The sequence below is a fragment of the Paenibacillus sambharensis genome (assembly GCF_003233845.1).
GTDB lineage: Bacteria > Bacillota > Bacilli > Paenibacillales > Paenibacillaceae > Paenibacillus_I > Paenibacillus_I sambharensis.
In genome coordinates, this window is sequence record NZ_QKRB01000057.1 from 285,728 (window position 1) to 308,913 (window position 23,186).

The following is a 23,186-nucleotide window of genomic DNA, read 5'->3' on the forward strand; positions in this document are numbered from 1 at the left end:
GCAGATGAATCTGCAATCCGTCTTAGTGATTGTTATCAGTTATTTGCTAGGCTCCATATCGTTCAGCATTCTGATTGCAAAATGGGTCAAGGGGATTGATATCCGCAACCATGGCAGCGGCAATGCAGGGGCAACCAACACCTTGCGCGTTTTGGGTAAGGGTCCGGCTGCTGCCGTATTCCTGCTCGATGTCGCGAAGGGCATTGCGGCTGTGTGGCTTGGATATTGGCTCAGTGGCGGCAATGGATGGATCGAGGCAGCATGCGGGCTCGCTGCCATTACCGGTCATAACTGGCCGGTCTGGTTCCGGTTTAAGGGAGGCAAGGGAATCGCCACCACAATAGGGGTAATGGCTTCCCTTGCTTTCTTACCCTCCCTTATAGCAGGTATCGCGGCTATTGCAGCAATAGCCGTGACCCGTTATGTTTCCCTTGGCTCTCTCATTTTTGCCGGGCTTGCGCCGGTTATGATGCTCGTATTTGGTGTAGAGGCTTCCATATTCTGGACCAGTGTACTGCTTGGTGTTTATGCATTTATCCGTCATCGTTCGAATATCATGAAATTAGTGCAGGGCAAGGAGAACAAGCTTGGGGCCAAGAAAGGGGTGCCTCATGACCGATAAGAAAGCGGCGGTTCTTGTTGCAGGCAGCTGGGGCACGGCACTCGCGGTCGTACTTGCCGAGAATGGATGCTCTGTGACCATGTGGAGCCGAAACGACGGACAAGTGAGCGAAATCAACGAAGACCGCACGAATGGCCGCTATTTGCCGGGAACCACACTGCCCGAACGGCTTGCCGCAACAACCGATATGGAAGCGGCTGTAAGGGAGGCGGAATTGATCTTGTTCGCTGCCCCATCTTCCGCCATGCGGGAGGTTGCGGCCCAGGCGGCGCGATACATAAAGAAGGACGCGCTGTGCGTACACGCGGCGAAAGGGTTTGAGCAGGTTACCCTGAAGCGTATGAGCAGTGTGCTGGCCGAAGAGCTCCAGAGGCCCGAAGAAGAGATAGTCGTCATTTCCGGGCCGAGTCATGCGGAGGAGGTTGTCCGCCGCTGTCCGACCACGGTGGTTGTTGCCGCCCAGTCCCAGCAGGCTGCCGAGAAGGCACAGGACTTTTTTATTAATAACTATTTCCGTGTCTACACGAATCCCGACGTCATTGGTGTGGAGGTTGCAGCAGCAATCAAGAATATCATTGCGCTTGGCGCTGGTCTATCGGATGGTCTTGGATTTGGCGATAACGCAAAGGCAGCACTGCTTACGAGAGGCTTGGCCGAGATCGGCAGACTTGGTTCCGCAATGGGGGCCAACATGCTGACTTTTGCCGGGCTTGCGGGTGTAGGTGATCTCATTGTAACGTGCACGAGCAGCCACAGCCGCAACTGGCGTGCTGGCTCCATGCTGGCCAAGGGGATGGCTCTGGAAGATGTGCTTCACCAGATGGGCATGGTAGTCGAAGGAGTGCGAACGACACAAGCCGCTCATGCTCTGGCTAAGCATTACGATGTCCAAATGCCGATAACCGAACAGCTTCACGCCGTTCTATTCGAAGGAAAGCCGCCGAAGAATGCGGTGGAGAACCTGATGGGACGCGGCAGAACGCATGAAAGCGAGGAAGTTGCCAAGGACTGGAGCCCTCACCAATCCCGTCCCCCTCACATATGATGCTTAAAGCACGTGTGAGGGAGGGGAAATGGACTTGAGCAAAAATATCTCGAAGGATGTTCTGAACGCAGTCAAGAAGAAGACCGGCCGGCCGATCAGCGAAAAGGCGGTCAAGAAGCTGGCAAGCGGTGTTACCCCAAAGACGATGCAAAGTGAAGCCGAGCTGCGTAAGCTGATCAAGCAGGTTTCCGCCATGGCAAAGGTTCCGGTCACGGAAGAAACAGTGAACGAAATCGTTTCGGCCGTCAAGAAGAGCGGAATGAACATGAACAATATGGAATCATTGATGAAGATGATGATGAAATAAGCTGTCCTGGCATGACAAAAGCCGGTCCGAAGCTGTATTGTGAACCGATACAGCCGCAGGAGTCGGCTTTTGTCCTTTTTTGTCCCGGATGGTATAATGACTGTTGATTGCTGTTTTCATGATGATATAGGGTTGGTGGATTTATGGATGCAATGACCAAGATGTGGGTTTCGTTTATCGGCATCGGTTTAATGGCTTTATCAGCCGTAGTGATTACGCTCGCGCGCAGCAGGACCAAGGGAGTTGTGCGGTTCGTCCTGTCGCTGGTGGCGTTCGGCATGCTGATCGTCGGCTGCTTCTGCGGGTTTATATCTATTATCTAATACATACAGCCAAGGGTGGTGCATGAGATGATTGAATTGAAGGGCAGAACGAAATCAGCTGAAGCAGAGGCCGAGTCAGGGCTCACCATATTGGATGTGGCTTTGAAGGCGGATGTGGATTGGGGATTTTCCTGTACAAGAGGAACCTGTGCCAGATGCCGCTGTTTGATTGAGGAAGGCGCTGAATTTCTGGAACCGGTAACGGATGCGGAATGGGACAGGCTGGAGCAGGAGGAGCTGGACGAAGGCTACCGTCTGGGCTGCCAGGCTATGATCAAAGACAATGCGGGAACGATCCGAGCCGTTAATAAACCTTATTTTTAAGGAAGTGTCAGCTATGAATCCGCCTGAATCCATCAGAAGCGCATTAGAGATAATCAGCAGCTTGTCCGGCGGCCTGGGAGATGCATGGGTTGTAGGCGGAAGCGCAGGGCTTATGCTGCAGGGATTGAACTTGGCGGAGCCGCCGCGGGATCTCGATATTTATGCGGATAAGGATGATGCAGCCAGCATACATGCTCTGTTATCCGGCTATGCGACAGACCGGCCAACCTATAGTGTGACCCCGATCTATGAATCGGTCCTCAGTCATTATGATATCGCCCGCGTATCTGTAGAGCTGGTTGGCGGCTTCGTTGTCTCAGCGGGAGAAGACAGGTATACGGTTAGGGTTCGGAACGATCTGATGCCGCATGCGTCTTTGATCAAAGTCGGATCAGCGGGCTTGTCAGCTGCAGTTGTTCCGCTTGCGCATGAGCTTATATTCAACCTTCTCCGGAGCCGAATGGACCGGGTTGAGGTGGTAGCGGCAGCTATGTCGGACGCTCCACAGCGGCATGGGCCTGCTCTAAGGGCGCTAGTAGCGGCGAGCAGCTTGACTCCCGTAACGGAGCAGCGGCTCCTGCGGCTGGCAGGGCTGGCGGAAACAGAGGGGGATGAGTGAGTATGGCGGTAACGGTCACGTTCCTGCCCGAGAGGAAAACGGTATCCGTTCATCCCGGCACATCGGTGCTGGAAGCCGCACGGAAAGCTCGTATCCTCATCAAAACCAGATGCGGCGGTAAAGCGGGATGTTTAATGTGCAAGGTCAAGGATGTTTCTGGGGAAGGCTTGTCAGCGCAAGCTGACCGCGAGAGGCGGAAGCTGCTCGGCACAGCCGATGGAACGCGGTTGTCCTGCCAAGCTAAAGTGGTCGGAGACGCCGTGGTTGAAGTGCCTGAAGATCCGTTAAAGTCAGCCGTGCGCAAGCTGCTGGAGAAGCAGCAGGAAGAGGAAGAAGGGTTATGGTAAGCGGAGGAGGAATGGTTGTGAACCGATTGGGCAGAGTGCTGAAGCTCACAGGACAGGCTGCGCTGGTTCTGCTGCTGCTTGCAGCGCTATCCGGCTGCCTGTATCCCAAAGACCGGATGGGACAGAATGAGCGCCCCTCGAAGGAGTCCGTGCGGTTGATTCAAGATGCGGTTGACCAGTACTTCGCGAGTAAAGGCCTTCTGCCGATCAAGAACAGCGGTGAAGACACACCGATATACGAGAAGTTTGTCATCGACATCGCGAAACTGGAGAGAATGGGCTATATTAACGACATTCCGGCGGCGGCCTTCGAGAACGGGGGGAGTTATTATTTCCTGCTGCAGAACGAGGAAGTCGATCCCGTGGTGAAGCTGATGAGCATTACGGTTTACCAGCAAATTAACGACCTTCAAGCTAAGGTGGATGCCTATAGAGAAGCGAACGGAGGACAACTGCCGGCAGGCGGCGAAGCCTATCCGTCCTTTTATCACATTGACTTTGACAAGCTGACTGGCAGCAAGCCGGTCATACGCTCTGTATACAGCAATCAGACGATGAACCTCATCATCCATGAGAATGGCACGGTTTATGCTGATTATGGCGCAGATATCCGTAAAGCTGTCGAGCTGAGTGGAACAGACCCGGATCCTGAGACAGATCTCCGGGAGCTGCTTGTCAGCCAATCGGACTTTGTGCCTGTCAAATCAGCGGCCTATTACTGGGTGGATGGAGACCCGGCGGCGCGGCTGCCCGGACAATAGCAGCTTGATTAGCAGATTGATTATACAAGAGACCGTCAGGGAGAAATCCTTGGCGGTTTTTTGTTATGTCTGCGGGGCGGCGGTTTTGCACTCACTAAGGCATAGACGGGGCTCTAGGAACATATATCAGTTCTTGGAAGGGGATTAATGGGAATTGCGATTAGGCGGTTACAAAGATTTTTGATACGGTTTGGTCATAAAACGGAAGCGGAAGCAATATGATGTTACTAGTCCAAACAGTTGTACGAGAGTTGCAAGGTACGGATACGGTGAGCCGGATCCGGTTGGCAATGTCTGTCGCTTGCCCCGCTTCCAGCTTCCGGTGGATGGCGGCGGATGTCCTGACGGCTTTGTGAATGCACGGGCAGCTCCGCCAGGTGCGTGCAGCACGGGAGTCCTGCCCAGCGGAGAGCTTCTACATACGTGCAGCAGCACCGTTCAACGGACTGACTCCTTGAACTCGGAAATTTGATTGGGAGGGGATATTCAGTGGAAAAAGTGGATATTTTTAAGGACATCGCCGAACGAACAGGCGGGGATATTTACCTCGGCGTCGTTGGAGCGGTCCGTACGGGCAAATCGACCTTCATCAAGCGTTTTATGGAGACGGTCGTACTTCCCAACATTACAAGCGACGCCGATCGGGTCAGGGCGGTAGATGAGCTGCCGCAGAGCGCTGCCGGTAAGACCATTATGACGACAGAGCCGAAATTCGTTCCAAACCAGGCTGTCCAAATCCGGGTATCGGAAGGGCTGGATGTGAATGTTCGGCTCGTTGACTGTGTCGGTTATGCGGTTGAGGGGGCAAAAGGCTACGAGGATGAGAATGGCCCGCGGATGATCTCAACGCCGTGGTTTGAGGAGCCGATTCCCTTCCAGGAAGCTGCGGAGATTGGCACGCGTAAAGTCATCCAGGAGCATTCCACGCTTGGCGTTGTGGTCACGACAGACGGCTCGATTGCCGAAATTGCGCGAAGCTCCTATGTGGATTCAGAAGAGAGGGTTATTGCGGAACTGAAGGAAGTCGGCAAGCCGTTCGTGCTCGTGATCAACTCCACCAATCCCAAAGGGGACGAAGCGCAGCAGCTGCGGGGAGAGCTCCAAGCCAAGTATGATATCCCGGTAATGACGATGAGCGTAGCGACAATGGGCGAGGAAGAAGTCATGACAGTGCTTAGGGAAGTGCTGTACGAATTCCCGGTCCATGAGGTTAACGTTAATCTTCCGAGCTGGGTAATGGTACTCAACGATAATCACTGGCTAAGATCCAGCTATGAAACCTCTGTTCGGGATACGGTGAAAGATATCCGCCGTCTGCGGGATGTTGATCGTGTTGTGGACCAGTTTATGGAATATGAATTTATCAGCAGAGCCGGTCTGAGCGACATGAATATGGGTCAAGGGGTCGCTGAAATTGATCTCTATGCCCCGGATGAGCTCTATGACAAAATTCTGATGGAGGTTGTCGGTGTAGAAATCCGCGGCAAGGATCACCTGCTGCAGCTGATGCAGGAATTCTCGCATGCCAAACGGGAATACGACCGGTTTGCGGAAGCGCTTGAGATGGTGAAGACAACCGGCTACGGCATTGCCGCACCAACGCTTGCCGAGATGGCCCTGGATGAACCTGAACTAATCCGCCAGGGCTCAAGATTCGGTGTCAGGTTAAAGGCTACTGCTCCATCGATCCACATGATTCGGGTGGATGTGGAGTCGGAGTTTGCTCCGATTATCGGAACGGAGAAGCAGAGCGAGGAGCTTGTCCGCTACCTGATGCAGGACTTCGAGAACGATCCGATCAAGATCTGGGAGTCGGATATATTCGGCCGATCCCTGCATTCCATTGTACGGGAAGGTATTCAGGGCAAGATTGCCATGATGCCGGATAATGCCCGCTACAAGCTGCAGGAAACATTGGGACGGATCATTAATGAAGGCTCGGGCGGTTTGATTGCCATTATACTGTAAAACAGCAGCGCAGTCTGCTGGGCAAGGGATAGATGCAGCGTTCTTGTGACGCGGTGTCTATCCCTTGTTTTACGCCCACTTTCGACAAATAGTGATATATCTCACAAATTCCGATTGACACACTCGGAAAAGATGGTAATATGATGAGTAAGTTTTCATAATTATCATTTTGTTGCACAGAGAGGGGAAAATTTCTACATGAAACGGTTAACGAAAACATCGATCCTGCTGCTGGCGGCGGCCTTTATGCTTGTACTGTCCGCATGCGGCGGCGGAAGCACAACGACTACTGGCGGAGCTTCAGGCAGCACGCCTGCCGAATCTTCGAATAACAGCGGACAAGCTGGCGGGAATGACGCTTCGCCGCTTGCAGGCAAGAAGATTGCGCTTGTCATGCAGTTCAATACAGGAACCTTCTCCGCCCAATATATTGAAGGCGTGAAGGACCAGGCTGAGAAGCTCGGCGGCACGGTTCAAGTATTTGCCTCCGACAACAAGCTGGACGTTATGGCATCCAACCTGGACGCAGCTGTTAATCAGGGCTTTGACGGCATTCTGATTGACCATGGACAAGCTGGTGCTCTTGAGGCGGGCATCAACCGCGCTGTGTCGAAGGGCATTCCGGTCGTTGTGTTTGATGCTGATGTGAAGATTCCGGGCGTTACGGTTCTCCAGCAGGATGATCAGACGCTTGCCGAGATGACCCTTGAGCAGCTGGCGGAGGACGCAGGCGGCCAAGGAAACATTGTTAAGGTATGGGTAGCCGGATTCGCACCGATGGAACGCCGGGAAGTTGCATTCAAGGCATTCCAGGAGAAGTATCCGGACATCAAGGTGGTTTCCGCCTTTGGTAATGCGAACAACCCTGCACTGGACACGCAAGCGCAGATGGAAGCAGTCCTTAAGCAGTATAAGAAAGGCGAAATTACGGCCGTATGGGCTGCTTGGGATGAGTTCGCCAAGGGTGCGTCCAGAGCGATTCAGCAGGCCGGACGGACGGAAATTAAAGTGTACGGCATCGACATGAGTGATGAGGATCTGCAGATGATTCAGGATCCTGCAAGCCCATGGGTAGCCTCTGCTGCTGTTGATCCGAAGGATATCGGCCGGGTGCAGGTTCGTTATCTGTATCAAAAGTTTAATGGCGACGAGACGGAAGATATGGTCGTACTGGAGCCTGCCTTCGTGAAACGTGAGGACCTGCCGGCTGAGAAAATCAACACGACGCAGCTGCACGAGCACATAGAGGGCTGGGGCAGCAGTGAGCAGGGCTATACGGATTGGATGAGAGATCTGGAAGCCAGCGGCTCGAAATAAGCACGGGAGAAGGAGAGTGCTATAATGGCGCTTCTTAGCATGTCGGGCATCACCAAGTCATTCGCTGGCGTGCCGGCGCTGCGGAGTGTGGATTTCGAGCTGCGCAGCGGGGAGATTCATGCGCTGCTTGGAGCTAACGGTGCAGGCAAGAGCACCTTAATGAAGGTGCTCTCCGGCGCTTACTCACCGGATGCAGGAGTGATCCGGATCGATGATCAAGCCGTGCAGATCCGTTCGCCCTATGATGCCAAGAAACACGGCATTCAGTGCATCTATCAGGAAGTGGACACAGCGCTTGCTGCAGGGCTGTCTGTTGCCGAGAATATTATGATGGACAAGATATCCGCGGGCGGCGCAGGCCTGCTGAACTGGAATAAGCTTAGGGGTGAAGCAGAGAGAGCGCTTGCCCAGGTAGGAGCCGACATTCCGGTACGCAAGCCCGTAGAGGGTCTGACGCTTGCTGAGAAGCAGCTTGTTCTGCTGGCCCGGCTTCTGACCGAGGAAGCCCGTATTGTGATCTTTGACGAACCGACGGCGCCGCTCAGCCTGGAAGAAGCTGAACGGTTGTTCCGTGTTATGCAGCGGTTAAAATCCAGCGGCATCGGGTCGGTCTTCATTACACACCGGCTTCCGGAGGTGTTTCGCATGAGTGACCGGATTACGGTTATGCGGGACGGGGAGCGGGTCTTGACTGAGGCGAAGGACAATACGAATGCGGATGGCATTATCCAGGCCATGCTTGGCAAAACCTTCGCCGCCGAGTTTCCGAAGACAGAGGCAGCAATCGGTGAAATACTGCTGGAAGCCGAAGGTTTGACGCTCGGTCACAAGGTCAGGGATGTTTCGTTCACAGCAAGAAGCGGCGAGATTGTAGCTGTTGTGGGGCTTGTCGGGGCAGGCAAGACGGAGCTGTCGAGGGTACTGTTCGGAGCCGACAGGCCTGAGAGCGGGACCATACGAGTAAAGGGCAAAGAGGCAATACTCCGTGAGCCGGTGGATGCTGTCCAGAACGGTATTGTGCTTGTTCCGGAAGAGCGGCGCAAGCAGGGGATTCTCGTACAAGAATCCGTCCAGCGGAACATCAGCCTGCCGCTGCTGGATGCGCTGTCCTCGCTTGGCATTGTGTCGCTGCGCAAAGAGAAGAGACTCGCGGAGGACGTCATTCAGCGGCTTGGCATCAAGACATCGTCACCGGGTCTTGCGGCCGCATACTTAAGCGGCGGCAACCAGCAGAAGGTATCGATCGGCAAATGGCTGGAGACCGGGGCTAATGTGTTTCTGTTCGATGAGCCGACCAAGGGCGTCGATATTGGGGCCAAGAGCGATATATTCAGCATTATCGGTGAACTGGCATCGAGAGGAAAGTCGATCGTCTACTTTACCTGTGAATTCGCTGAAGCAATTGGCATAGCCGACAGGCTGCTTGTGATGTATGACGGCCGGCTCGTGAAGGAGCTGTCCCGTGCGGAAGCCACACAGGAACTAATCTTGCTTTATGCAAGCGGAGGGGAAGACAGGAAGCATGAAATCTAACATTCTGGAGTGGGCCTATAAATACGGCGCGCTATTCGTCATCGGTTTTGTTATCGTCTTTTTCTCCTTGTGGGACGAACACTTCTTCACCTATGATAATCTATCGGATATTCTGCGATCGATCTCAATTGTCACCTTCGTAGCGATTGGCATTACCTTCTCGCTCGCTGTCGATGGCTTTGATCTGTCGGTCGGTTCGACGGTTTCGCTGACAACGGTGCTTGCCGCAACGCTGATGGTCTGGCATGAACAGCCGCTGATTGTCGTGATCGCCGTTCCGCTGCTGGCTGGCGCCCTGATCGGTATGCTGAATGCGCTTCTGATTGTGAAGATCCGGATTCCTGACCTTCTCGCGACGCTGGCTGTTATGTATATTATTTCCGGAATTCACCGGACATACACCAAGGGCTACTCGATTTACAATAATATGCAGATGAGCGACGGCACCAACGCGCCGGGAGTGTTCCAGGAATCATTCCTCTGGCTTGGTCAAGGGCAGCTGTTTGGCATCCCGGTACCGGTTGTGCTGATGGTGCTGGCTGTCATTCTCGTCCACCTGTTCTTTACCTTCACCAAGTGGGGAAGGCAGATGTATATTACCGGCGGGAACGAAGAGGCAGCAAGGCTTTCGGGTATCCGCGTACGGCGCATCCGTCTGGCTGCCTATATGGCCTCCGGCGTGTTCGCGGCAATCGGCGGGCTGCTGTTCGCAGCGCGTACAGGCACCGGCCAGATAGATGCTGGCGCTCCGCTTCTCATGGAATCAGTTGCTGCGGTTTTTGTCGGGTATTCGGTCTTCGGAGCCGGCAAGCCGAATGTGATTGGAACCTTCTTCGGGGCTGTGCTCATCGGGGTGCTTCTGAACGGCCTGACCATGATGCGGGTTCCCTATTATACAAATGACATTATCAAAGGCAGTGTTCTCGTTCTTGCTCTGGCTGTTACATTCATTCATCTGCACAGGAGACGCGCTTAGGCACGGTGTTTTTCTGACAGGCGCTAAAACTGCCGAATCTACTTGAAATTCCTAAACGGCTGTATTACTATAAAAATTGTTCGGTCGAAAGAGGTATATATTTGCAAGTTTCGGTTAAACAGAATGATAATGAAAGAGACAGTGTGCAGTCAGGGGAGGTGAAAGCAATATGAACAAAACGGAATTGATTGCAAAAGTATCAGAACTGACGGAATTGTCGAAGAAAGACGCAACCAAAGCGGTCGACGCCGTATTTGATGCCATCTCCGATGCGCTCCAAAGTGGTGATAAGGTCCAACTCGTTGGATTCGGCAACTTCGAGGTTCGCGAGCGTTCGGCCCGTAAGGGACGCAACCCGCAAACTGGCCAGGAGATCGAGATCGCAGCAAGCAAGACGCCTGCATTCAAGCCTGGCAAATCGCTGAAGGATCTTGTTTCGGGCTAACACATACACAATTTTCGTCTAGCGTCCGGGCCGTAAGGCCTGGGCGTTTTGTCTGCCTTAGAGGATTGGGATTATTGACAAGTGATAGATTTTTCAGTAAAATTTGTTGTGCTATTGTCGGGTGTTAGCTCAGCTTGGTAGAGCGCTACCTTGGGGTGGTAGAGGTCGCCAGTTCAAATCCGGTACACCCGACCATTCGACAAAAGACTATCGACTGCTTTCCGTTCGTTCTTACGAGGGAGGCAGTTTTTTTCAGGGAAAGCATCGATCTGAGGTAATGTATCGGTGTATGCGTGCGGCGGAGGCAACCGGCCGTTCGAACCGGCGGGAAGGAGGAACGGATATGGAACAACCAACTCATGGAGATTACATTGTGGTGAAGGCGAAGGATCAGGGCGTTCAGGTCATCGGGCTGACAAGAGGGACGGACACCAAGTTCCACCACACGGAGAAGCTGGATAAAGGTGAAATCCTCATTGCGCAGTTTACGGATCATACGTCCGCTATCAAAATCCGCGGGAAGGCAACCGTGCTGACCAAATACGGCTCGCTTGATACCGATGAATAAGAACTACATAGGAAATATTGCGGATGAGCAGGCATAGCCTGCTTTTTTCGTTTATACAATGAGGTATAGAACTTGAACGGGCATATCGAAGCGGAGGAATGGGAGGAGGATGGAGTGTGCTGAAGGGCAAAGAGCTGCGTGTGGTAAAATATCTTCTGGGCGGCTGTCTGACCGCTGCCTTGTGCGCTGTGATCGTCACGCTGCTTCCCTCATTAAGCGCCGGGACTCCTGCTTCGAGAGCGGCCATGGTTATTCAGCCGGATAGGGTTACCCGCATAGGGAGCGATAATTTGGTGGATGCCCTGATCGCTCAGCACTTCTCCCAGCGGATTCGCAGAACGGATTTGAAATCGGCTGTTCTTTCGGTTGATTTTGTTATCCGGCATGAGGCAGCGGATATTGAACCCGTATATGAGGATGTGCTGAAGCTAATCAGGCTATCCTTTAAGCAGGCCCGTAATGTTGAGCGTCTGCTCATCCGCTTCGTGGATACCGGTGGGGACAGCGGGCAGCGCACTCCGGGCAGCGAGCGTCTTCTGCTTGCGGCTGATATCCGCCGTACGGACAGCTGGCTAGCAGATGACGGAGCAGTAGCTGCGGCAGACCTGCTGGCGGATGAAAGCTGGACGCGCCGGCTTCGCATCAGCTTTACAGCCCAGGGGGCCGAACGGTTTGGCCGAAGCCGCGGGCTGTGATTTTACACTCACCAGGACCTGTTCGGGATAAGAAGCATTGCTGTGCTTCGCCGTTACAGTTGTGATATAATAATTTAGATTATAGAGCTGCAGCTTTGAACATGAACTGCACTGCCCGGAGGCTGGACGATGAATGAATACCGCATACCAGAATTAGCCAAAAAATACGTCGAGCACGACATGATTATTACCCATACCGAGCTTCCGGAATTTCCGGATTTCCGGGTCAGGTTACTATATACGCTGCTGTCCGAAGGCAAGGCAAGTGCGGAGCATCACGAGCTGTATGCGCTGGTCGTGTCTCTGGTGCAGATGGGACTTGATATTCACGACCACATCGATACGGACACAGCTGTTCTCTCCCAGATGCGCATGCGTGAAAGGCAGCTGAATGTACTGGCCGGCGATTATTACAGCGCGCGGTTCTACCATCTGCTGTCACAGGCTGGCCAGGTTGGGATGGTCCGGTCCTTGAGCGATGCCATCTGCGAGATTAACCGGCAGAAGATGAATTTGTATATATTGATGCGGCAGCAGAAGCTGACGGCGGAAGAATATATGGCTGCCTGTACCGAGCTCAAGAGCGGCTTGTTTGCAGGCTTTGGTACGCTGCTGGATGAAGCTCATTCTCTTCTGTGGCCAGAGCTGCTTGCCGACGTTAGCCGGTGCGATGCTGTGATGGACGAGCTTGAGCGTGTTAGCGAGCCGCTGCGGTTTGAAGGCAGCTGGGGGTATTGGTATGTGCTTGAACTAGGAACGGAGGAGGAGAGGCTTAAGCTCCTCCAGCATGGACGTGAGGAAAGCTATATTAAACTGCTTAGCCGGAAATACGACCTGCGCGGACAGCTGATCCGCATGCTGAAGCAGGCGGTACAGCAGCTTCAGGCAGCTGCGGACAAGCTCGGCTCGGACAAGCTTGTGGACGAGCTGACGAAGCTTGGCGAGCGCATCCTGCGTCCTTTTGCCGCGCAAGCTGCTGTATACAACGAGATGAGGTGACCAGATGGACGCGAAGACGAAGGAGAGCTTCGTCCATTCCGTATTTGAGAGCATAGCGCCCAAATACGATATGATGAATGATTTGCTCAGCTTCCGCAGACATAAGGCATGGCGCAAATTCACCATGCGAAAGATGAATATTCAGGCCGGCGATACAGCAATAGATATTTGCTGCGGAACCTGTGATTGGACAATCGCTATCGCAAAGGCAAGCCGCACCGGGCAGGTGATTGGTCTTGATTTCAGTCAGAATATGCTCGATATCGGCAGTAAGAAGCTGGACACAGAAGACTTGAACACACAGATCAATCTTGTGCAGGGTAATGCAATGAGCCTCCCGTACCCGGACAACTCTTTTGATTATGCGACAATAGGTTTTGGCCTGCGTAATGTGCCTGATCTGCATAAGGTGCTGCAGGAGATGCGCCGCGTCGTGAAGCCAGGTGGAAAGGTCGTCTGTCTTGAGCTGTCCAAGCCGACCTGGCAGCCGTTCAAGGGGATTTACTATTTCTATTTCCGCAGGCTGCTGCCGCTTGCCGGCAAGCTTGTCGCCAAGAGCTACGAGCAGTACAAGTGGCTGCCCGAGTCACTGGTCGCTTTTCCCGACCATCATGAGCTGAAGGCCATATTCGAGCAGAACGGACTACAGAAGGTAGAAGCATATCCGCTGACCGGCGGAATTGCCGCTCTCCATATCGGGACGAAGGAGAACGGCCGGACATGATGCGTAAAGTGAAGATTTTCATGGAAATGATCAAATTTGAGCATACGCTGTTTGCACTGCCTTTCGCCTTTGTCGGGGCTATTCTGGGAGCGGTTATGGAGCAGGACCGGCTGCCCGGCTGGGGGGAGATCGGATGGGTAATCGTGGCCATGGTAGGCGCAAGAAGTGCCGCCATGGGACTCAACCGGCTGATCGACCGGGCCATTGACGCCCGCAACCCGCGAACGGAACAACGGGCGATACCGGCAGGCCTGCTGCGCTCGAATGAAGTGCTTATTTTTATTGCGGTCTCATTCCTCCTATTGTTTGCAGCTTCCTTCCGGCTTGATCCGCTTGCGGTGAAACTGCTGCCTGTTGCGATCTTTATGCTGGTTTTTTATTCCTATACGAAGCGTTTCACGTGGCTCTGCCATCTGTTCCTGGGCTTCACGATCGCGCTTGCCCCGCTTGGCGGATGGGTAGCCGTAACAGGCACAGCAGGGTGGTCCGCTTATCTGCTCTATATTTCCGTAGCTTTCTGGACGGCAGGATTTGATATTGTCTACGCTTGCCAGGATTACGAGTTTGACCGCAAGGAAGGGCTGCACTCGATTCCGTCCCGGTTTGGCATCAAGCGTTCCTTGTGGCTTGCCCGCCTGTTCCATCTGGTGCCTGCTGCCGGTTTTCTGGCCTTGTTCTGGATGACCGAGCTTAGCTGGGGGTATCTGATCGGCACACTAGCTGCAATCGGTCTGCTCTTCTATCAGCATGTCATTATCAAGCCGCAGGACCTCTCGCGCGTCAATCTTTCGTTCTTCACGATGAACGGGACCCTGAGCGTTGTATTGTTCGCCTTTACGCTGTTTGATCTGGTGGTGCTGCACCAATGGTAATGGAGAATCCGGCCGCCGGAAAATGGGTTGTCGGCATTACAGGGGCAAGCGGCTCTGTCTATGGTATTCGCCTTATCGAGGTCCTGCTTGCCGGCGGCGTGCAGGTCCACCTTGTGATCACGGAAGCAGGCTGGCGCGTGCTGAAGGAGGAGGCGGGCTGGGCCGTCTCGAAGAGGCAGGAAGCGCTGGAAGCGCATTTTGGCCGCTACCTGTCTGAAGGCGCCCTCCGGTATCATCCGGTGGCCGATATCGGCGCCAGCATTGCGAGCGGCTCCTTCCGCATGGACGGCATGATTATCGTTCCCTGTTCCATGGGGACGCTTGCATCCATTGCCCACGGCACGTCGGACAACCTGATGACACGGGCTGCCGACGTGATGCTTAAGGAGGGGCGGAAGCTTCTTCTGGTGCCGCGCGAAACACCGCTACATGCCATACACCTTGAGAATATGCTCAAACTGGCCCGACTTGGCGTAAGGATCATCCCCGCCATGCCGGCCTTTTACTATCGTCCGCAGACTATGCGTGATATGATTGATTTTATGGTTGGTAAAGTACTGGACAACATGCCCTTCGAGCACGATTTGTACCGAAGATGGGGAGATGAGCAGGATGGGCCTTGAACGCCCGATCACCATCGGACGCATTGATTATGCCAATGTATGGCCGATATATAACTACTTGAATGAAGTATTAGCCGAAATGGATGCGCCGCCTTTTACGTTTATGCAGGCTGTCCCGTCTGCCCTCAATGAGGCGCTTGGTGAAGGCAGAATCGACGCAGCTGCCGTGTCATCCTTTGCTTATGCCCGGCACAGCAGCGATCTGCTGCTCCTGCCAGGCTTATCGGTAAGCGCGGATGGCCCGGTTGGATCCATTCTTCTCTTTTACAAGGAGCCGTTTGACCGGATGCTTAGCGGCAGAATTGCGCTGACCACAACCTCTGCAACATCCATTAACCTGCTGAAGGTTATTCTGGAGCTTCGCTATGAAGGGAAACCGGAGTACCTGTCAATGGAACCCGATCTGGAAGCCATGATGAACGCGGCCGATGCCGCGCTGCTGATTGGCGATCATGCGATCCGGGCTTCCTGGCAGAAGCATGGTTACCGGGTGCTTGATGTCGGTGAGATGTGGAAGCAGTGGACAGGGTACAGCATGACTTATGCAGTTGTAGCGGTTCGCCGTTCTGTGGCGGAAGCGTATCCGAAAGAGGTGGCGCTGCTGCACCGGGCACTGCTCGAGAGCAAGCGCAGAGGTATACGGTATGCCGGTGAGCTGGCAAGGAAGGCGGCGGCTGAAATCGGCGGCGATCTGACCTACTGGAATCAGTATTTTCATGGACTGCGCCATGATTTTGGAACAGCCGAACAGACAGGCCTGATGCACTACTTTGGCTTTGCAAAGCAGCTGGGCTTGCTCAGTCAGGACGTGGGTATCCGGTATTGGTCTGAATCTGTAGCACAGGTGAACGAATGAAACTTCTGGATATATACGCAAAGATGCGTGCCGACTTGAACAAAATCGAAAAAGGGCTGGAGCGGAGCGTAACGAGCGACCATCTGCTGCTTAGCGAGACCTCGCTTCATCTGCTGAAGGCCGGCGGCAAGAGGATACGTCCGGTCATTGTGCTGCTGGCGGGAAAGTTTGGCGACTACCGTCTTGACGTGCTGGAAAAGGTGGCCGTTCCGCTTGAACTGATCCACATGGCTTCACTTGTGCATGATGACGTGATTGATGATGCGAGCACGAGGCGCGGCCAGCTGACCGTCAAGTCCAAATGGGACAACCGTATCGCCATGTATACGGGTGATTACATACACGCTAAGGCGCTGACGATTGTCACGGAGCTTAGCAACCCTGCCATTCATCAGGTGCTTTCCAAAGCGCTGGTTGAAATGTGCATTGGTGAAATGGAGCAGATCCGCGATTTTTTCAATACCGGGCAGACTGTCCGTAATTATCTGCTGCGGATCCGCCGCAAGACGGCACTGCTGATTGCCATCAGCTGCCAGCTGGGTGCAATGGCCGCAGGTACCAGCGACCAGATCTACAACCGGCTGTACCGGTTCGGTTACAACATCGGAATGGCCTTCCAAATCCGTGACGATCTGCTGGACATATGCGGAACAGAGAAGCAGATCGGCAAGCCTCCGGGATCCGATATCCGTCAAGGGAATATCACGCTGCCTGTACTTCTTGCCCTCCGTGAAGCGGACAAGCGGGAGGAGCTGCTGACCGAAATTGCCAGGCTGAAGAGTACCAACGGCGAAGCAGTCAGCAGCAGAGCGATCGAGCTTATTCGGCAAAGTGAAGGAATAGGTGAAGCAGAACGCCTCGCCAGCCGATATATAGATAAAGCGGTTCACGCGCTTTCCGGACTTCCTGATATACCAGCCCGGAAGAGCTTGAAGGATATAGCCTATTTTGTAGGCGAACGCAGTTATTAAGAACATCCGTACAGGAGGGATTAATAATGGAACAAACATTTTTGATGGTGAAGCCAGATGGTGTTCAGCGGAGTCTAGTCGGAGAGATCGTGTCGCGCTTTGAGAAGAAAGGATTGCAGCTGGTAGGTGCGAAGCTGATGATGGTCAGCAAGGAGCTTGCAGAGCGGCATTATGCCGAGCATAAGGGCAAGCCCTTCTACGAGCCGCTGATCGAGTTCATTACCTCCGGACCGGTATTCGCAATGGTGTGGCAGGGTGACCAGGTCATCGCACTGGCCAGATCGGTTATCGGCAAGACCAATGCCGTGGAAGCGGCTCCAGGTACAATTCGTGCCGACTTTGCGGTACATACCAATTTCAACCTGATTCACGGATCAGATTCCGTGGAGAGCGCTCAGCGCGAAATCGGTATTTTCTTCGATCCGGCCGAGATGGTTCCTTACGAGCATACGATCCAGCGCTGGATATAATTAAGCTTTAGACTAACAGCATGACGCGGGAGGAGCGCTTTATGGAAGACTCGGATTTTTTATTTTTCATTAAGCAAATCAAGGCGAAAACGAACATCGATCTCTCGCAGTACAAGGAAGCGCAGATGAAACGCAGGCTGACTACACTCCGGGCCAAGCACGGATTTACGACTTTTGCGGCCTATACGGAAGCGCTGAATTCTGATCCGAAGCTAATGAATGAGTTTCTGGACCGGATGACAATCAATGTATCCGAGTTCTGGCGCAACCCGAACCGCTGGGCGGCTCTTGAACAGAAGTTCCTGCCGGAGATGCTGAGGGCCGGGGGCAAGCTTAAGATCTGGAGCGCAGCGTGTTCAACGGGCGAGGAGCCTTACACAATTGCCATGATTCTGGACAAGCTTGGGGCCTTCGAGCGGGCTTCCATTCTGGCGACTGATTTGGATAACAAGGTGCTGGAGAAAGCGATGGAAGGCCGGTATGCAGACCGTTCCATCAAGGACGTGCCGCCTTCCTACCGGGATCATTATTTCAGCAATGCAGGCGATGATGAGCTCGCTGTCAATCCCAAGCTGAAGAAGATTATCCGGTTCCAGCAGCATAATCTGCTGCACAGCACGTTTGAAACAGGCTTTGACCTCATCGTCTGCCGCAATGTTATGATTTACTTCACGGAAGAGGCGAAGCATGAGCTGTATCACAGGTTCGCAAGCAGCTTGCGGCCTGGCGGCATGCTGTTTGTCGGCAGCACAGAACAGATTTTCTCACCTGCACAATACGGCCTTGATACGGTGGAAACCTTTTTTTACCGCAGAAAAATGGACTAATATATAATGTATAAGCGTTCCTCTTTTTTCCGATACTGACAGTAAGCAAGCATATCTGGAGGTATAGGATGGATAAGCGCAAGGTAATCGCGGCTTACCGCCGTGGGATGATTACGATTCATGAGTGCGCCCAAATACTTGGACTTGAAGCCATACAGGTGACCGGCATGATTGAAGATCTCAAGCTGCCGGCCGACCCTGCAGGCCTGCCCAATAGACAACCAATCAGCGGCTGCTGACTTGGCAGCATACGAGAACCGCTTCCACCGTTGACCGGCTATGGCCGATACGGGGGGAAGCGGTTTTTACTTGTCAGGCGTGCCCTCCTTCCGGTGCCGGGGACAAGCCAGCCGGTAATTGTATACATGGCCTTCATTTCTTGTCAAACCGTCAGGGCTATACTATAATGAGCAAAGATATTAGCGGAAATACATAGCGAATTAGGGGGAAATCGGAGTGAGTTTACGATATTTAACGGCCGGTGAGACGCATGGTCCTCAGCTGACTGCCATTATTGAAGGTCTACCAAGCAATCTGACGATTGATTTTGAAGAGCTGAACTTCCAGCTGGAGCGCAGACAGAAGGGACATGGACGGGGACGGAGAATGCAAATCGAGAAGGACCGTGCCAATATCGTGGGCGGTGTCCGTCACGGCAAGACGACCGGAGCCCCTGTCGCTTTAGTGGTCGAGAACAATGATTGGAAGCATTGGACCAGTGTCATGAACATTGAGCCGATTGAAGGCAGTGACGAAGAGAAGCGCCGCGTGCATCGCCCAAGACCGGGGCATGCCGACCTAAACGGCGGTTTGAAATATAATCTGAAGGACCTTCGCAACGTGCTGGAGCGTTCCAGCGCCAGAGAAACGGCGGCTCGTGTTGCAGTTGGCGCTGTTGCGAGGCAGCTTCTGGCCGAATTCGGCATTAAGGTAGCCGGTCAGGTAATCCGGATCGGTGAGGTGGAAGCGAAGGTAAGCCAGCTGCCAGTCGACGAGCTGATCCGCATTACGGAGGAGTCGCCCGTCCGCGTTACGGATAAGGAAGCGGAAGTCAAGATGATGGAGCATATCGATCAGATGAAGGCTGACGGAGACTCGATCGGCGGAATCGTGGAATGTATTATTGAGGGCGTGCCGGTTGGTCTTGGCAGCCATGTGCAGTGGGACCGCAAGCTTGACGGCCGTATCGCGCAGGCGGTCGTGTCGATCAATGCCTTCAAGGGCTGCGAGATCGGTATTGGCTTTGAAGCTGGCGAGCTGCGCGGCTCGCAGGTTCATGACGAAATCATGTATGAGGATGAGCGCGGATTCTACCGGGCTTCCAACCGTGCAGGCGGATTTGAAGGCGGCATGACAACAGGCGAGCCAATCATCGTGCGCGGCGTAATGAAGCCGATTCCGACGCTGTACAAGCCGCTTCGGAGTGTGGATATTGATACGAAGGAACCATTCACGGCTCAGGTTGAGCGTTCGGACAGCTGTGCTGTACCTGCTGCCAGCGTTGTGATGGAGCATGTTGTAGCCTGGGAGGTCGCAAGGGCGTTCCTGGAGAAGTTCGGCGGCGACTCGGTCGAGGAAATTCGGGGCAACCTGAATCGTTATCTTGAGCAAGTGGGGCAGTACTAGGATGCGAGAGCTAACCGTCGATCTGGGTGACCGGTCTTATCCGATCTATATAGGGGAAGGTCTGCTGCATAGAGCGGCTGAACTGTTTGCGAAGCATGGTGTCAGTCTGAAGTCCCCGCTTATGATTGTCTCCGATGCGAATGTAGCGGATACCTATCTGGGGCCGCTTGAGGAGCAGCTCCGGTCAGCCGGCTACCTGACCGTTTCGATTACCGTACCGTCAGGCGAAAGCTCCAAGTCGCTGTCGGTATTTGAATCAGTCATCACCAAGGCGCTCGAGGCAGGTCTTGACAGGCACTCCACGATAGTAGCGCTTGGCGGAGGCGTTGTCGGTGATTTGGCCGGCTATGCCGCAGCCGCTTATATGCGCGGTATACGTTTTATCCAGATCCCAACCACGATCCTGGCTCATGACAGCAGCGTGGGCGGCAAGGTGGCCGTTAATCATCCGCTGGCCAAAAATATAATCGGCGCGTTCCACCAGCCCGAGATCGTTCTGTATGATCTGCAAACCCTGCAGACACTGCCTGGGCGCGAGGTGCGTTCAGGACTGGCTGAGGTCATCAAGCACGGCTTGATCTGGGATGCCGGTTTCGTCAGCTGGATTGAAGAGAATATGGCGAAGCTTCTGTCGCTGGACCCTGAATCTCTTGGCTATGCTCTATATAAGGGCTGCAGTGTCAAAGCCGAAGTCGTCTCGAAGGATGAGAGGGAGCAGGATTTGCGCGCGATCCTGAATCTGGGTCATACGATTGGACATGCGCTTGAAGCGGTGGCGGGTTACGGAGAGTTGACGCATGGAGAGGCTATTGCAATCGGTATGGTCGGTTCGGCACGGATAGGTGTTGAGCTCGGCGCGCCTGAAGAGGTTTATGAGGTTACCCGGCGCCTCTTTATCAGCTGCGGTCTCCCGGTTGGAATCCCAGCCCACTATGATACGGATGCGATCATGAGTGCCATGATGCGTGACAAGAAATTCAAGGAAGGCCGTATGGTATTCGTCGTGCCGACCGCAATTGGAAGGGTCGAGATTGATAAGAACATGTCGGCTGATTTGGTTAGACGGACCGTGGAGCAGCTTAAGGGGGAGACTGGGCAAGCATGAGTGTACGGGGAATTCGCGGAGCGATTACGGTAGAAGTGAATGAAGAACAGCCTATTCTTCAGGCAACCATTGATGTGCTGAATGGAATTGTAACGGAGAATGGCATTTCACCTGAAGAAATCTGCAGCGTATTGATTACGGTGACCACTGACCTGGATGCTGCCTTTCCAGCCAAGGCCATCCGGCAGATGGAAGGCTGGGAGCTTGTCCCGCTGATGTGTGCGGTTGAGGTTCCCGTCAAGGGCAGTCTAGAGCGCTGCATTCGGCTCATGGTACTGGTTAATACGGATAAGAAGCAAGCCGAAATCAAGCATATCTACATGGGAGAAGCGGCTGCCCTACGGCCCGATTTGGGCAATTCCTGAGCCGAAGGCAGGCACATCAGCCGGGTTGACGCACGGATGGCCGCTGTTGTATAGTGGTAACAAGTTTAAACGGACAGTAGAGAAGATTAGCAGTTAAGCATAGAGCAGAGCAGAGTGAATGACGAGTTGAGATGAGCTGAGTTTATACAATTGAGGAAGACGGGCAGACACAGTAGAACGTGTTTGACCGCTTTCGCTTCAGGCCAGGCGAGAACATGACCACAGGGTGATGACGCAGATGGCTGGTGAGGCGTTCTTCCGTAAACCTTCATCTTATACCCATTACCGCTCCTGCCTGTGCAGGGGCTTTTTTTATATTCCAATAGGGAGGGATAAGAGATGACGAGCGAGCGCAACGAAGTAATCCGCATGGCGGCCGAATACAATCTGATACCGATTGCCCGTCATATCATGGCTGATACCGAAACGCCGATCCGGCTGTTTCAGCACTTTTGCAAAGAAGAGCGTGCATTCCTGCTGGAAAGCGTGGAGGGAGGCGTCAAGTGGGCGCGTTACTCCTTTATTGGAACCGATCCGTTCATGATGATTCGCGGCAAGAACGGCCGGATGGTCCTGGAGCGGGAGGGTCAGACGTTTGAGCTGAACGACAAGCCTTTGGAGCTGTTAAAAGCGCATCTTCGGGCTTACCGCAGTCCCTCGCTTCCTGACCTCCCGCCTTTTACCGGCGGAGCGATCGGATTTTTCGGGTATGACCTTCTTCAATATTATGAGAAGCTGCCGGCCCACCGGCTGGATGATCTGCAGATGAGCGACCTGCAATTTATGTTTTGTGACCAGATCATTGTCTTTGATCACTTCAAGCAGCATATCCAGGTGATCGGTAATGTGCATATCCGGAAAGGCGCTGCTGATGCGGAGATCAATGAAGCGTATGACCGCACGCTGCGCCGTATAGAGGCGGTTATCGAGCGGATGCAGCAGCCAGTCCCTTACCCGCTTGTCGCCGGCGGCTCACCGCCTGAAGATCCTGAGCTTGGCGATGTGAAGTCCAACCTGACCAAGCAGCAGTTTATGAACAATGTGGATAAGGCGAAGGAATACATCCGTGCCGGTGATATTTTCCAAGTGGTGCTGTCCCAGCGCTTCCATATCGAGACGAGTGTGGACCCCCTGCATGTATACCGGGTGTTGAGGACGATGAATCCGTCGCCCTACATGTATTATCTGAAGATGGACGATGAAGTGATCGTCGGCACGTCCCCCGAGGCGCTTGTGAAAGTGGATGGCGGTAAGGTTGAGACCCGGCCGATCGCAGGCACACGGCACCGCGGGCGCACGCCGGAAGAAGATGCTGCTCTGGAAAAGGAGCTGCTGGCCGATGAGAAGGAGCGGGCCGAGCATCTGATGCTGGTGGATCTAGGCCGTAACGACATCGGGCGTGTGGCCGAGTTCGGAACAGTTCGATGTGATGCATACATGGAGATCGAGCGGTACTCTCATGTCATGCATATCGTTTCCAATGTGTCGGGCCAGCTGCGCAAGGACAAGGATTTCTTCGATGCCTTCGTCTCCTGCATGCCGGCTGGAACGGTATCCGGCGCTCCAAAGCTGCGGGCAATGGAGATTATCGCAGAGCTGGAAAACGAAGCACGCGGAGCGTATGCCGGCGCCATCGGCTACCTGGGTTTTGGCGGCAGCCTGAACACCTGCATCACGATTCGGACGATCATATTCAAACACGGCAGAGCCTATGTCCAGGCAGGAGCCGGTATCGTATGGGATTCCATCCCTGAGAATGAATACATGGAAACCGTAAATAAAGCCAAGGCACTGCTGAAAGCGATCCGGACAGCGGAAGCCATGTTCCCTGTTAAGGAAAAGAAGGCAGCCGGCAGTATGATAAACATGGATTATTATCACAGGGTATAGGAGGAATC

Annotated in this window: 28 protein-coding genes and 1 tRNA gene; all 29 read left to right on the forward strand. The window is 53.8% G+C overall.

Features of this window, described 5'->3' with window-relative positions; translation table 11 throughout:
• Positions 1–4: 4 nt before the first annotated feature.
• The 29 genes from plsY (at position 5) to trpE (ending at position 23,178) form a co-directional block, all read left to right on the forward strand.
• Complete coding sequence (plsY, locus tag DNH61_RS23105; protein ID WP_111149182.1) at positions 5–622, forward strand: glycerol-3-phosphate 1-O-acyltransferase PlsY; 618 nt, start codon at positions 5–7, stop codon at positions 620–622.
• Entirely contained in the window at positions 612–1,667 is a 1,056-nt protein-coding gene (locus DNH61_RS23110) for an NAD(P)H-dependent glycerol-3-phosphate dehydrogenase (RefSeq protein ID WP_111149183.1), read from the forward strand. Before plsY ends, DNH61_RS23110 begins: the two co-directional genes overlap by 11 nt.
• A gap of 34 nt (positions 1,668–1,701) precedes the next feature.
• Positions 1,702–1,974, forward strand: a complete 273-nt coding sequence (locus DNH61_RS23115; RefSeq protein WP_111149415.1) for a stage VI sporulation protein F — start codon at positions 1,702–1,704, stop codon at positions 1,972–1,974.
• A gap of 143 nt (positions 1,975–2,117) precedes the next feature.
• Entirely contained in the window at positions 2,118–2,297 is a 180-nt protein-coding gene (locus DNH61_RS23120; RefSeq protein WP_111149184.1) for a DUF2768 family protein, read from the forward strand.
• A 27-nt stretch (positions 2,298–2,324) separates the two neighbouring features.
• Positions 2,325–2,621, forward strand: a complete 297-nt coding sequence (locus tag DNH61_RS23125) for a 2Fe-2S iron-sulfur cluster-binding protein (protein ID WP_111149185.1) — start codon at positions 2,325–2,327, stop codon at positions 2,619–2,621.
• 13 nt (positions 2,622–2,634) lie between these two features.
• A complete protein-coding gene (locus tag DNH61_RS23130; RefSeq protein WP_111149186.1) occupies positions 2,635–3,240 on the forward strand; it encodes a nucleotidyltransferase domain-containing protein in 606 nt (201 codons plus the stop codon).
• Between the two features lie 2 nt (positions 3,241–3,242).
• A complete protein-coding gene (locus DNH61_RS23135) occupies positions 3,243–3,587 on the forward strand; it encodes a 2Fe-2S iron-sulfur cluster-binding protein (RefSeq protein ID WP_181438834.1) in 345 nt (114 codons plus the stop codon).
• 17 nt (positions 3,588–3,604) lie between these two features.
• Positions 3,605–4,348 (forward strand): hypothetical protein, encoded by a 744-nt coding sequence (locus tag DNH61_RS23140; RefSeq protein ID WP_146241125.1) that lies wholly within the window; start codon positions 3,605–3,607, stop codon positions 4,346–4,348.
• A 489-nt stretch (positions 4,349–4,837) separates the two neighbouring features.
• Positions 4,838–6,316 (forward strand): stage IV sporulation protein A, encoded by a 1,479-nt coding sequence (gene spoIVA, locus DNH61_RS23145; RefSeq protein ID WP_111149189.1) that lies wholly within the window; start codon positions 4,838–4,840, stop codon positions 6,314–6,316.
• Positions 6,317–6,514: 198 nt separating this feature from the next.
• Positions 6,515–7,633, forward strand: coding sequence for a sugar ABC transporter substrate-binding protein (locus tag DNH61_RS23150; protein WP_111149190.1), 1,119 nt, complete (start codon positions 6,515–6,517; stop codon positions 7,631–7,633).
• A 24-nt stretch (positions 7,634–7,657) separates the two neighbouring features.
• Entirely contained in the window at positions 7,658–9,166 is a 1,509-nt protein-coding gene (locus tag DNH61_RS23155) for a sugar ABC transporter ATP-binding protein (RefSeq protein ID WP_111149191.1), read from the forward strand.
• The gene (locus tag DNH61_RS23160) at positions 9,156–10,142 is read left to right on the forward strand and encodes an ABC transporter permease (protein ID WP_111149192.1); all 987 of its coding nucleotides are present in this window, start codon (positions 9,156–9,158) and stop codon (positions 10,140–10,142) included. The genes DNH61_RS23155 and DNH61_RS23160 overlap by 11 nt, the downstream gene beginning before the upstream one ends.
• Before the next feature lie 169 nt (positions 10,143–10,311).
• Complete coding sequence (locus DNH61_RS23165; RefSeq protein WP_111149193.1) at positions 10,312–10,587, forward strand: HU family DNA-binding protein; 276 nt, start codon at positions 10,312–10,314, stop codon at positions 10,585–10,587.
• Between the two features lie 118 nt (positions 10,588–10,705).
• Positions 10,706–10,782, forward strand: a tRNA-Pro gene (locus DNH61_RS23170).
• Positions 10,783–10,930: 148 nt separating this feature from the next.
• Positions 10,931–11,155, forward strand: a complete 225-nt coding sequence (mtrB, locus tag DNH61_RS23175) for a trp RNA-binding attenuation protein MtrB (protein WP_181438835.1) — start codon at positions 10,931–10,933, stop codon at positions 11,153–11,155.
• Between the two features lie 116 nt (positions 11,156–11,271).
• Positions 11,272–11,850 (forward strand): hypothetical protein, encoded by a 579-nt coding sequence (locus DNH61_RS23180; RefSeq protein ID WP_111149195.1) that lies wholly within the window; start codon positions 11,272–11,274, stop codon positions 11,848–11,850.
• 129 nt (positions 11,851–11,979) lie between these two features.
• Positions 11,980–12,849 carry a heptaprenyl diphosphate synthase component 1 gene (locus tag DNH61_RS23185; protein ID WP_111149196.1) on the forward strand — a complete coding sequence of 290 codons (870 nt, stop codon included), beginning with the start codon at positions 11,980–11,982 and terminating at the stop codon, positions 12,847–12,849.
• Between the two features lie 4 nt (positions 12,850–12,853).
• Complete coding sequence (locus DNH61_RS23190; RefSeq protein WP_111149197.1) at positions 12,854–13,573, forward strand: demethylmenaquinone methyltransferase; 720 nt, start codon at positions 12,854–12,856, stop codon at positions 13,571–13,573.
• Entirely contained in the window at positions 13,570–14,445 is an 876-nt protein-coding gene (locus DNH61_RS23195) for a UbiA-like polyprenyltransferase (protein WP_111149198.1), read from the forward strand. Before DNH61_RS23190 ends, DNH61_RS23195 begins: the two co-directional genes overlap by 4 nt.
• Complete coding sequence (locus DNH61_RS23200; protein ID WP_425452305.1) at positions 14,439–15,068, forward strand: UbiX family flavin prenyltransferase; 630 nt, start codon at positions 14,439–14,441, stop codon at positions 15,066–15,068. Before DNH61_RS23195 ends, DNH61_RS23200 begins: the two co-directional genes overlap by 7 nt.
• Positions 15,058–15,924 (forward strand): menaquinone biosynthetic enzyme MqnA/MqnD family protein, encoded by an 867-nt coding sequence (locus tag DNH61_RS23205; protein ID WP_111149199.1) that lies wholly within the window; start codon positions 15,058–15,060, stop codon positions 15,922–15,924. Before DNH61_RS23200 ends, DNH61_RS23205 begins: the two co-directional genes overlap by 11 nt.
• A complete protein-coding gene (locus DNH61_RS23210) occupies positions 15,921–16,895 on the forward strand; it encodes a polyprenyl synthetase family protein (protein ID WP_111149200.1) in 975 nt (324 codons plus the stop codon). Before DNH61_RS23205 ends, DNH61_RS23210 begins: the two co-directional genes overlap by 4 nt.
• A gap of 26 nt (positions 16,896–16,921) precedes the next feature.
• Entirely contained in the window at positions 16,922–17,365 is a 444-nt protein-coding gene (ndk, locus tag DNH61_RS23215) for a nucleoside-diphosphate kinase (RefSeq protein WP_111149201.1), read from the forward strand.
• 41 nt (positions 17,366–17,406) lie between these two features.
• A complete protein-coding gene (locus DNH61_RS23220; protein ID WP_111149202.1) occupies positions 17,407–18,192 on the forward strand; it encodes a CheR family methyltransferase in 786 nt (261 codons plus the stop codon).
• Positions 18,193–18,260: 68 nt separating this feature from the next.
• On the forward strand, positions 18,261–18,431 hold the full coding sequence (locus DNH61_RS26525) for a hypothetical protein (RefSeq protein WP_181438836.1): 171 nt from the start codon (positions 18,261–18,263) through the stop codon (positions 18,429–18,431).
• 217 nt (positions 18,432–18,648) lie between these two features.
• Positions 18,649–19,818 (forward strand): chorismate synthase, encoded by a 1,170-nt coding sequence (gene aroC, locus DNH61_RS23225; protein WP_111149203.1) that lies wholly within the window; start codon positions 18,649–18,651, stop codon positions 19,816–19,818.
• Between the two features lies 1 nt (position 19,819).
• Positions 19,820–20,923, forward strand: coding sequence for a 3-dehydroquinate synthase (aroB, locus tag DNH61_RS23230; RefSeq protein ID WP_111149204.1), 1,104 nt, complete (start codon positions 19,820–19,822; stop codon positions 20,921–20,923).
• Positions 20,920–21,288: a chorismate mutase gene (gene aroH / locus DNH61_RS23235; RefSeq protein WP_111149205.1), complete on the forward strand. Its 369-nt coding sequence runs from the start codon at positions 20,920–20,922 to the stop codon at positions 21,286–21,288. The genes aroB and aroH overlap by 4 nt, the downstream gene beginning before the upstream one ends.
• A 339-nt stretch (positions 21,289–21,627) precedes the next feature.
• Entirely contained in the window at positions 21,628–23,178 is a 1,551-nt protein-coding gene (gene trpE / locus DNH61_RS23240) for an anthranilate synthase component I (protein ID WP_111149206.1), read from the forward strand.
• The last annotated feature ends 8 nt before the right edge of the window (positions 23,179–23,186 follow it).